Here is a 9259-nt window from a genome sequence, read left to right as displayed (position 1 = left end):
GTCCGGTCGGCGGGCGGTCCGGCGGACGGGCCCGGGGCACAGCGGTGGGCCGGGAGCGACGGGACGTCCGGGGTGGCCGCGGTGGTGCCGGCGGCGGGGCACGCGTGGGGGTCGGCGGTGGCGCTGGAGGTGGCGCGGGTTCCGGTGGAGGGGGACCGCACGCTGGTCGCGGTGGGCCGGGGCGGCAGCGAGGAGACGGTGGGCAGCTGGTCCGCCGAAGGAGCGGGTGGCGGTCTGGTGGAGGTGTCGGGCGGGGCGGCGCCGCGGCCGGAGGGCATCGACCACTTCGAGGTGCGGACGGCGGACGGGCGGCGGCTGGTGACGGTGACGCGGTGAGCGGCGGGGCCCGGCTGCAGTGCTCACTTCAGGAACTTCGAGAGCCTCCGGTCGGCCAGTGGTCTGCCGCCGGTCTGGCAGGTCGGGCAGTACTGCAGCGAGGAGTCGCTGAACGAGACATCCAGGACGGTGTCCCCGCAGACCGGACAGGCCTCTCCGGTACGTCCGTGGACTCGCATCCCGCTCTTCTTCTCGGCCTTGAGCTTCCCCGCCTCCACCCCGCTGGAGCGGGCCACGGCGTCCTTGAGCGTGGTGCGCAGCGCGGTGTACAGGCGGGTCACGTCGTCCTCGCCGAGGTCGGCGGTCCGTTTGAACGGGGACATCTTCGCGACGTGCAGGATCTCGTCGCTGTAGGCGTTGCCGATGCCCGCGATGAGCGACTGGTCGCGCAGCGCGCCCTTGATCTGGCGGCGCTCCCCGGCGAGCAGCGCGGCGAACGCGTCGTGGTCGAAGGCGTCGGCGAGCGGGTCCGGGCCGAGGCGGGCGATGCCGGGAACGTCCGGGGGGTCGTGGACGAGGTGGACGGAGAGGCGCTTCCTGGTGCCCGTCTCGGTCAGGTCGAAGCCGTCGCCGTCCGCGGTCACTAGGCGCAGGGCGAGGGGTCCCTTGCCGGGGCGGGGCGAGGCGGCGGGGAAGGAGTCCTTCCAGCGGAGCCAGCCGGCCCGTGCGAGGTGGGTGCACAGGTGGAGCCCGCCCGCCCCGATGTCGAGGAACTTGCCGTGCCGGGCCACCGAGGTGACGGTCGCGCCTTCCAGGGCGGTGAGCGGCGGGTCGTACGTCTTCAGGACGCTGATCGCCAGCGGGAGGACACGGGCGACCTCCTTGCCGACCAGATGGTCGTCGAGGAAGACCCGCAGGGCTTCGACTTCCGGCAGTTCGGGCATGGTTCCAGCCTGCCGCAGCCGGTGGGCCGCTGCCTGTCAGGACGCCGGTGCGCGGTCCGTGCCGGTGATGACGGCGTACAGCTCCGTGAACTCCTCCGCGACCGCCGCGGCGAGCCGGTCCAGGTCGGGCAGTGCCTTGCCGTCGGCCACCAGACCCACGTGCACCCGCCCGCCGTAGGTGGTGAGGGCGACCGCCAGGGACTGGCCCCGGGCCAGCGGCGCCATGGGGTAGAGGGCGGTCAGCGGGCAGCCGCCCAGCGAGAGCGCGGAGCGCGGCAGCGGCACGCTGGTGACCAGCACGTCGAACAGCATGCGGGCGGCGTTGGCTGCCAGCGGTGCACCGAACCGGTGGGCCAGCGGCGGCAGTTGGTCGGCCAGCACGGCGACGGCTCCGGCACCCTTCAGGGGGCCCGCCGCCTTGTTGCGGTCCATCGCGCTCCGGACCGCCCGGAGCCGCTCGCGCGGGTCGGCCGCGGAGACCGGCAGGCCGAGCAGATAGGCGGAGAGCCGGTTGCCGGTGACGGCGGCCCCGCCGGGCCCGCGCCGGGAGACGGGAACCAGCGCGCGCGGGTCGGCGGCCGGCAGCGGTTCGCCGCGCCCGGCCATCCAGCGGCGCAGGGCCCCGGCGACGACGGCGAGGAGGATGTCGTTGGCGGTGCCGCCCTCGGCCCGCCGGATCCGCTGGAGGTCCCCGGCGTCGAGTTCGGCGGTGGCCAGGCGCCGGGTGCCGCTGGAGGGCGCGGTGAAGGCGGTCGTGCCGCGCAGATCGAGGCGGCCGGCACGGACGACGGAGGCCCCCACGCCGAGCGCCCGGCCGACCTCGCCGATCCGCCCCAGCGCCATGCCCGCCATCTCACGGGGGTCGGGCAGCCAGGAGCGGGGCGCGACGGCGGGGCGGCCCCGGGCAGCGGCGCGGGCGCTGGTGACGGCGGCGATCTCGTCGAAGATTCCGGCCCCGATAGCGACCGCCCGCATCCCGTCGGCCAGGGCGTGGTGCAGCTTGACCAGGACGGCGAAGGGCCCGCCGGCCGCACCGCCGATGAGGTACATCCGCCAGGGCGGCAGCCCGCGCCCGAGCGGCCGCTCCATCAGTTCGCCGGCCAGCCGGGTGGCCTCGGCCATGAAGTCGCCGTCGTCCACGACGACGTAGCTGACGTGCCGGTGCACATCGAAGTCCTTGTCCACCGTCCAGGCCTTGCCGCCGACCGGCAGCAGGACGTCCCGCACGCACATGCGCAGCCGGGGGATCGCGGCGGCGCGGGTCCCGAGCAGGTCGAGGATGCGGTCCGGACCGGTGCCGGGCGTCGGGGCGAAGACGGCGAGCGCGCCCAGGTGCATCGGATGGGCGTCCGATTCGAGGTGCCAGAAAGCAAGATCGAGCGGGGCGAGAAGCTCGGTACCCAACGGGGACCTCATGTCGTCGAAGGCGGCAGGGCCGAGGTGCGGCCGGTGCCCCGCAGTCAATCGCTGCGGTGGGTCACGGTCAAGCACCTGCTTGTTACGTACTGTTACACCATCGCGGCGAGATCAGCGGGCCGGGGTCACCTCGCCGGGATGAGGAACTCGCACCACACGCATTTGCCGCTGCCCCGGGACTCCACTCCCCAGACGTCGGCCAGCCGGTCGACCAGCATGAGGCCGCGCCCCGACACTCCGGACTCCCCCGCGTCGCGGCGCCGGGGCAGGGCACTGGAGCGGTCCTCGACGTCGACGCGCAGGCGCCGCTCGGTTCCGGCGAGTACCCGGATCGTCACGACGGCGCCGCCGTCGGTGTGCATGAGCGCGTTGGTGATCAGTTCGTCGGCCGCGAGCTCGATCTCGTCGGCCCGGTCCTTCGCCCCCCAGGCCCGGACCGCGGCCCGGATCATGTGCCGGGACGAACTCAGCGCCTCGGGGTCGTTCTGCGCGACGTGCTGCTGGAGCCGGCCGCCCGGCTGCGGGGCGTGCGCGGCCCGGCGGCGCAGCAGCAGGACCGCGACATCGTCCTGGCCGCCGCGCCCGTCGACGGCGTCGCAGAGCTGGTCGGCCAGTTTCTGCAGGTCGTGGGGGCCGTTGGTGACGAGTGTGGTGAGCAGCTGCATGCCTTCGTCGAGGTCGGATCCCGGCAGCTCGACGAGGCCGTCGGTGAAAAGGATCATCGTCTGGCCGGGGTCCAGCTCGACCGTGCCGACCGGGTACTCCAGCTGGCCGAACTCCGCCGAGAGGCCGAGCGGCAGGCCGCCCTCGGACGGCATCCTGCGGCAGCTCCCGTCCACGTCCCGGACCAGCGGGTCGACGTGCCCGGCGCGGACCACCTGGACGACGCCGGTGGTGAGGTCGACCTCGGCGTAGGTGCAGGTGGCGAAGCGGTCGGTGTCCAGTTCGTGGAGGAAGACGGAGGCGCGCGCCATGACCGTGGCGGGACTGTGCCCCTCGGCGGCGTACGCGCGCAGGACGATCCTGAGCTGTCCCATGACGGCGGCGGCATGGGTGTCGTGCCCCTGGACGTCCCCGATGACGGCGCCGACCCGGCCGCCGGGCAGCGGGATCAGGTCGTACCAGTCACCGCCGATGTCCCGGCCGAGGCGGGCCGAGCGGTAGCGGACGGCGACCTGCGCCCCGGGCACGGCCGGGATCCGGCGCGGCAGCATCGCCTGCTGGAGCCCCTCGGCGAGGTCGTGCTCCTGCTCGTAGAGCATCGCGCGCTGGAGACTCTGGGCGATCGAGGTGCCTAGCGCCATCAGCAGATTGCGTTCGTCGGCGGTGAAGCCGGCCTTGTCCCGGTAGAGGAGGCCGAGTGCGCCGATCGGGCGGGCCTGGGCGATCAGCGGCATGTAGGCGGCGGAGGTGATCCCGAGGTGACTGATGTCGGGCCACAGGATCGGGTAGGAGGCGGCGAAGTCGTCGGCGGACTCGATGAAGCGGGGGGCCAGCGTGCGGACCACTTCGCTCATCGGGTACTGCTCGTCCACCCGGGTGTACCGGGTGCCGGGGACGTACGCGCCTTCGGGGCCGTCGGCCACGAGGTGGATGCGGCCGGACTCCAGCAGGCCCACGACGAGGCTGGTGGCTCCGAGGTGGGCGAGCCCCTGGGAGTTCTTGAGGACGGCGATGACGTCCTTGACGGTACGGGCGTGGGCCAGGGCGGCGGTGGTGCCCTCGACCAGGCTGGTGCGCTGGCTGCGCTCCTCGTCCAGCTCGCGCCGGGCGGTGGAGTCGGCCAGTTCCTGGGTGGCGTCGCGGACGATCCCGATGATGCGGCGCGGGCGGCCGGTCCCGTCGCGGCGGACGAAGCCCTGGGTGTGGGTCCAGCGCAGGGTGCCGTCGCGCCGCTGGATGCGGAAGTACGCGCCGTAGTTGGTGCGGCCGCTCTTGAGGGCGTGCGAGACCATCCCGTCCAAGCGCTGGGCCTCGTCCGTCGGCACGCGCGGCGCCAGCGAGGCCGGCTGGCCGTCGTACTCGTCCGCGGTCAGGTCGAACACGGCGAGGGCGGGCTGGTCCATGTGCATGAGGCCGGTGTCAAGATCCCAGTCGAAGCTGCCCATTCGGTTCAGGGCGAGGCTGAGGTCCGGGTGGGCGGGCCAGTCGTCGGGGAGTGACAGGGCACCCGCTACCCGATCATCCATGTGGGCCACTCTGCCACCATTTGTCTGATTCCTCTTGTCCGCTTTCTCCACCGATTCACGCCGGCCGGATCACCCGGCGAACACGTCACCGACGCCCGCTTCCATCGGCTCGGCAGGCTCCATGGGCTCGACGGGCTCCATCGGCCCGTCGGGCCCGGTGAGCTCGTCCGGCTCCGCGGGGAAGACCTGGGTCGGCTCCGGCGCGACGTCCGAGTAGCCCTCCTCCTCGTACTCCCACGGCTCCTCGGGCGGCGGGTCGCCGAAGTCGCCGGAAGACTCCCCCGGACCGGGGTCCGTCGGCCCGTCCGGCTCGGAGGATGCCGGCTCGGAGGGCGCCGGGTCGGACGGCGGGGAGTCCGGGGGCGCGGACTCGGTGGGACGCCCCGGCGACGGGAAGAGCAGGTCGGCGTCGGGTTCGAACGGCGGCTGGTCGTCCGGCGCGCGGTCGCGCCCGCCGCTGTCGCCCATGACCCGCTCGATCCAGGTGTTGTCGTCGGCGTTCACGATGATCAGACTGGTGGCCGCCTTGACGCCGGGCTCGACGGCCACGATGCGCGCGGGGTCGTAGCCCGGCCAGCGCTCACCGCGGTGGGCGACCTTCCCGTCGGTGACCACGGGCGGGCCCAGCGGGTTTCCGCAGGCGCAGCGGACGCGGGGCATTCCCCGACTGTCGACCAGGACGGCGGTACCCGCCTGGAGCACGGCCTGGAAGGCGGTGGCCGAGCCGGCGCTGTAGCCATGGTTGGTGACCTGTGCGTCGGCGCGCAGGACGACCGGGGTGAGGGACTTCAGGTAACCCGGGATCTGCACGGCCTCGATACCGGCCGCGCCGGCGAAGGCGCGCGCCTTGTCCTCGCTGTCGGCCAGGAGGGTGACCTGCCGCTCGACATCACAGGCGGCGACCGACCAGGTGCCGCCGTAGAGCCCCGGGACCGCTCCGGAGACCGGATGGACCGTCCGGGTGGCGGAGGTCGGCTCGGCGTCCGGCGTGCCGGTGGGGGACACGGGGGCCGTCACCCGCGCCGTGGACGCGGTGAACGGTCCGGGGCCGGGGGACGCGAGCGACTGGAGGAGGACGTCCTTGGCCTCAGCGGTGCCCGTGGTGCCCTTCGCGGTCCGGTCTCCGCCGCCACCGCATCCGGCGACGGCGAGCAGCACCCCGGCGGACAGCACGGCGAGCGCGGTCCGCCGGAAACCTCTGGGTGAGCGCACAGAGCTCTCCTGCCTGTCCCTGTGGAACGGAGTGGGTGTCACCATCTGTGCCGCACCGGGCACGGACCCGCAAGCGGACGACCGGCCGGCACCCCGGTATTGAACGCGTTCAATAAACCCACTACTCTCACTCCTGGAACTTGAACACGTTCAAAGCAGGGGGGAATCGTGTCCGCACTGGTCAACGCCATCGTGATGCTGGGCATGCTCGTCGTCGTGCCGGCGGGGCTGCGGCTGACCGAGTTGCGGGAGCCGGCCCTGATCCGCCGGCTCTGGCCGCTCTTCGCCGTACCGGGCGCGGTCGCCCTCTGGCTGCCGCGCGGCACCACGGCCACGGTGCTCGCCTGCTGTTACGCGCTGGGCGCCGGCCTGCTCGCCCTGCACGCACCGCGCCGGGCGGTCCGCGGCAAGGGCCTCGACCACGCCGGGATCGCCCTGCTCACCGCACTGGTCACCCCGGCCGTCGCCGCGACCGCCCTGGTCGCCGAGCGTGCGGGACACGAACTGTTCGGATTCGACCTCGGCATCCTCGCGCTCACCGTGCCGCACTTCCACTTCGCCGGATTCGCCGCCGCCCTGATCGCGGGCCTGGTCTGCCGGGTCGCCGACAGCCCGGCGGGCCGCTTCGCGGCACTGAGCGTGCCGCTGGGCACCCTCCTCGTCCTCGCCGGCTATTTCGTCGGCGACTGGGCCGAGCTGGTCGGGGCCGTCGTCCTCACCGCCGGAATGTGGACGGTCGGCCTGCTCACCTGGCGCATGGGGCACGCCGACGGCCGGGACCGGACCACCCGGCTCCTGCTGCTCACCTCCGCCGCCGTCCTCGTGGCGACGATGCTGCTCGCGCTGAGCTGGGCGCTCGGCGAGGCGACCGGACTGCCCCACCCCACCCTGACCTGGATGGCCGCCACCCATGGCCTGGGCAACGCGCTGGGTTTCGCGCTCTGCTCGCTGCTGGCCTGGCGGCGCATCCGAGCCCAAGCACCCATCCGCACCGAAGGCAGGACCGCATGAGCACCCTCACCTACCCGGAGGTCGGCGCCACCCGCCTCGGCCCGCTCCCCCGGGGCTACCACCACCTCCACCACCGCACCCGGATCGGCCGGGGCGGGGCCGACTTCGCGGCCGCCGGCGCGGCGGTCACCGAGTGGCGGATGCACCGCGCCTCGGGCGCACGGGTGGAGGCCCCGGCCCGGCGCGCGGAGCCCGGCGGCAGCGTCCAGATCTCCCTGGGGCTCGGACCGCTGCGCTTCACGGCTCCCTGCGAGGTGGTCTGGACGGCGTACGGGGAGGACGGACGCACCGGCTTCGGCTACGGCACCCGGGCCGGGCATCCGGAGCACGGCGAGGAGTGCTTCGTGGTGGACCTCGCGGACGACGGGACCGTGTGGTTCACGGTGCTGGCGTTCTCACGCCCCGCCTCCTGGTACACCCGGCTCGCCGGGCCGCTGGTACCGCGCGCGCAGCACTGGTACGCGCGCAGGCTCGGCCGCACGCTGCGCCGTATCGTCGCCGCGAGCTGACTCCTGGCCGATACTGGCAGGGATGGAGTGGTTCACCGCGGACGGCTACTGGCTGAGCCGGCTGATCTTCCAGCGGGCTCTGGCCGTGGTCTATCTGGTCGCCTTCCTCTCCGCCGCGCTCCAGTTCCGGGCGCTGATCGGCGAGCGCGGCATGCTGCCCGTCCCCGAGTTGCTGCGGCGCACGCCTTGGCGGGTCGCTCCGGGGCTCTTCCGGCTGCACTACTCGGACCGCTTCTTCTCCGCCGCCGCCTGGAGCGGCTGTGCCGTCTCCGTGGCCCTGATCGCCGGTCTCGACGGCTCGCTACCGCTGTGGGGCGGCATGCTGCTCTGGGCGCTGCCGTGGGCGCTGTATCTGTCGATCGTCCAGGTGGGGCAGGTCTGGTACGGATTCGGCTGGGAGTCACTGCTGCTGGAGACGGGATTCCTGGCGATCTTCCTCGGCAGCGGGGACACGGCCCCGCCGGTGCTGGTGCTGTGGCTGCTGCGGTGGCTGCTGTTCCGGGTGGAGTTCGGCGCGGGGCTGATCAAGATGCGCGGGGACGCGTGCTGGCGCGATCTGACGTGCCTGGACTTCCACCACGAGACGCAGCCGATGCCGGGGCCGCTGAGCTGGTTCTTCCACCATCTGCCCAGGCCCGTGCACCGGGTGGAGGTCGCGGCCAACCATGTCACCCAGCTGCTGGTGCCCTTCCTGCTGTTCACCCCGCAGCCGGTGGCGAGCGTGGCCGCTGGCCTGATGGTCCTCACCCAGCTCTGGCTCGTCCTGTCGGGGAACTTCGCCTGGCTGAACTGGCTCACCATCGCGCTGGCGCTCTCCGCGATCGACTGGACTCCGCTGACCGGCCCACCGCCGGCCCGGACCGCGCCGCCGCTCTGGTACGAGGTGGTCGTCATCGCGGCCACCGCCCTGGTGCTGGTGCTCAGCTACCGCCCGGCACGCAATCTGCTCTCGCGACGGCAGGCGATGAACCGGTCCTACGATCCCCTGCACCTGGTCAACACCTACGGGGCGTTCGGTTCCATCAGCCGCACGCGGCTGGAGGTCGTGGTGGAGGGCAGCGCCGATCCGGTGGCGCACGAGGGCGCCGAATGGCGGGAGTACGGCTTCCGCGGCAAGCCGGGCGATCCGCGCCGGCTGCCGCGTCTCTTCGCCCCGTACCATCTGCGGCTCGACTGGATGATGTGGTTCGCGGCGCTCTCCCCCGCGTACGCGCGCTCCTGGTTCGGGCCGTTCGTCGAGCGGCTGCTGGAGGGCGACCGGGACACGCTCCGGCTGCTCGGCCACGATCCGTTTCCCGACGGACCGCCCCGGTACGTTCGCGCCCGGGTGTTCCACTACCGGTTCACCGGGCTCCGGGAGCTGCGGGCCACCGGTTGCTGGTGGCACCGCACCTATGTCCGGGAGTTCCTGCGGCCCGTCTCCCGGCCACTGCCGCCGGAGCGGAAGGGCGGGGAGTCGGGCCGCGGGACGCGCTGAACCGTCGGTCGACGCCTCAGTCGACGCCGGGCAGGATGTGCGGCTCGGCGAGGTCGTCCTCGTATCCGGCGAGCCGGATCGGGGCGGACCTGGCCCAGACCTCGATGTTCCGCAGCTTCTCGGGGCGGCCGGGCCGCCCCGTGCTGCGTTCGGCGGGGCGCATCTCGCGCTCGGTCAGTTCCGGTGTCGTCACCGCGCACTCCTTCGGGTCGCGTCGCCCGGGGC

8 protein-coding genes and 1 pseudogene are annotated in these 9259 nt (G+C 73.4%); 4 read left to right on the top strand and 5 right to left on the bottom strand.

Annotated elements, in window-relative coordinates; genetic code table 11:
• Window positions 1–336 (top strand): annotated as a pseudogene (locus tag B9S58_RS38145) (hypothetical protein); the annotation flags it as partial.
• Window positions 337–359: 23 nt separating this feature from the next.
• On the opposite strand, the gene B9S58_RS23935 reads toward B9S58_RS38145, so the two are convergent.
• The 4 genes from B9S58_RS23935 to B9S58_RS23920 form a co-directional block, all read right to left on the bottom strand.
• Window positions 360–1220: an Fpg/Nei family DNA glycosylase gene (locus B9S58_RS23935; protein WP_103534129.1), complete on the bottom strand. Its 861-nt coding sequence runs from the start codon at window positions 1218–1220 to the stop codon at window positions 360–362.
• Window positions 1221–1256: 36 nt separating this feature from the next.
• The gene (locus B9S58_RS23930) at window positions 1257–2624 is read right to left on the bottom strand and encodes a wax ester/triacylglycerol synthase family O-acyltransferase (RefSeq protein ID WP_103534128.1); all 1368 of its coding nucleotides are present in this window, start codon (window positions 2622–2624) and stop codon (window positions 1257–1259) included.
• Window positions 2625–2761: 137 nt separating this feature from the next.
• Window positions 2762–4825: a SpoIIE family protein phosphatase gene (locus tag B9S58_RS23925; RefSeq protein ID WP_103534127.1), complete on the bottom strand. Its 2064-nt coding sequence runs from the start codon at window positions 4823–4825 to the stop codon at window positions 2762–2764.
• A 69-nt stretch (window positions 4826–4894) separates the two neighbouring features.
• The gene (locus B9S58_RS23920) at window positions 4895–6037 is read right to left on the bottom strand and encodes a DUF6777 domain-containing protein (protein ID WP_103534126.1); all 1143 of its coding nucleotides are present in this window, start codon (window positions 6035–6037) and stop codon (window positions 4895–4897) included.
• 168 nt (window positions 6038–6205) lie between these two features.
• On the opposite strand from B9S58_RS23920, the gene B9S58_RS23915 reads away from it, so the two are divergent.
• The 3 genes from B9S58_RS23915 to B9S58_RS23905 are packed head-to-tail and all read left to right on the top strand — an operon-like array spanning window position 6206 to window position 9034.
• On the top strand, window positions 6206–7048 hold the full coding sequence (locus B9S58_RS23915) for a YndJ family protein (RefSeq protein ID WP_103534125.1): 843 nt from the start codon (window positions 6206–6208) through the stop codon (window positions 7046–7048).
• Entirely contained in the window at window positions 7045–7557 is a 513-nt protein-coding gene (locus B9S58_RS23910; protein WP_103534124.1) for a DUF1990 family protein, read from the top strand. Before B9S58_RS23915 ends, B9S58_RS23910 begins: the two co-directional genes overlap by 4 nt.
• A 22-nt stretch (window positions 7558–7579) precedes the next feature.
• Complete coding sequence (locus tag B9S58_RS23905) at window positions 7580–9034, top strand: lipase maturation factor family protein (protein WP_103534123.1); 1455 nt, start codon at window positions 7580–7582, stop codon at window positions 9032–9034.
• A 16-nt stretch (window positions 9035–9050) separates the two neighbouring features.
• Here B9S58_RS23905 and B9S58_RS38140 read toward each other — a convergent pair whose 3' ends face one another.
• A complete protein-coding gene (locus tag B9S58_RS38140; protein WP_181009433.1) occupies window positions 9051–9227 on the bottom strand; it encodes a hypothetical protein in 177 nt (58 codons plus the stop codon).
• Window positions 9228–9259: the final 32 nt, after the last annotated feature.

Source organism: Streptomyces sp. SM11, from assembly GCF_002910905.1.
In the GTDB taxonomy this organism is placed as follows: domain Bacteria; phylum Actinomycetota; class Actinomycetes; order Streptomycetales; family Streptomycetaceae; genus Streptomyces.
Note: the sequence above shows the minus strand (reverse complement) of the source record. Positions and strands in the feature narration are given on the sequence as shown.

Excerpts from the sequence above, each read along its gene's own strand:
- B9S58_RS23935 (WP_103534129.1), bottom strand. The coding sequence starts at position 1,220 with ATGCCCGAACTGCCGGAAGTCGAAGCCCTGCGGGTCTTCCTCGACGAC.
- B9S58_RS23925 (WP_103534127.1), bottom strand. The coding sequence starts at position 4,825 with ATGGATGATCGGGTAGCGGGTGCCCTGTCACTCCCCGACGACTGGCCC.
- B9S58_RS23910 (WP_103534124.1), top strand. The coding sequence starts at position 7,045 with ATGAGCACCCTCACCTACCCGGAGGTCGGCGCCACCCGCCTCGGCCCG.
- B9S58_RS23905 (WP_103534123.1), top strand. The coding sequence starts at position 7,580 with ATGGAGTGGTTCACCGCGGACGGCTACTGGCTGAGCCGGCTGATCTTC.